Annotated in this window: 1 protein-coding gene; it reads left to right on the forward strand. The window is 57.1% G+C overall.

All coding sequences use genetic code 11. The annotated features are described in order from the left end of the window. Positions 1–594 (forward strand): hypothetical protein (locus tag Q1A69_RS20085; RefSeq protein ID WP_299589693.1); only part of this gene is annotated, 594 nt, incomplete at both ends.

The raw sequence follows: 594 nt of genomic DNA on the forward strand, positions 1-594 counted from the left end.
CGCCGACACCCTCAACGCACAAAATGGCAACGTGATTGGGGTTGCCGCTCGCAAAGAAGAATTTGCCCTGGAAGATAACGGCGATATCACCCTAGGGGTCAACGAAATGACCTTTACCGGTATCGACCGTATTACCGACAACGGATCCGATAGCGACCCGGCAGATAGCCTGGTCAGTACTCTGAGCAGCAGCGACTGGAGCCTGACCGCGACCGATAACCAGGTAACCCATAGCGGCATCACCATTACCGGTATCGAAGCGCTCAGCGGTGGTCTGGCCACACTCAACGGAGATGTCGACGGCGATAGCAGCGATACTTATTCACTCGCCAGTAATGGCGATGTCACCGTCGATGCCATGACCTTCGCCGCGATGGAAAAAATCGTTGCCGCCAGTGGCACCGACACCGTCCAGGCCAGCGCTGTATCTGGCATCAACCTGCTGGGTAGTCAATCATTGAGTGCCGCGGTCACCAACGGCACAACCGGCACCCTCATCGTTGAAGGTATCGAAAGGGTGACCGATACCGGTGAGATTACCGGCACCAGCGGTGTGGACCGTTTTGCGGTGGTGGACCTCAGTGGTGACACCGT

It is taken from the genome of uncultured Microbulbifer sp. (genome assembly GCF_947498635.1).
In the GTDB taxonomy this organism is placed as follows: Bacteria; Pseudomonadota; Gammaproteobacteria; order Pseudomonadales; family Cellvibrionaceae; genus Microbulbifer; species Microbulbifer echini.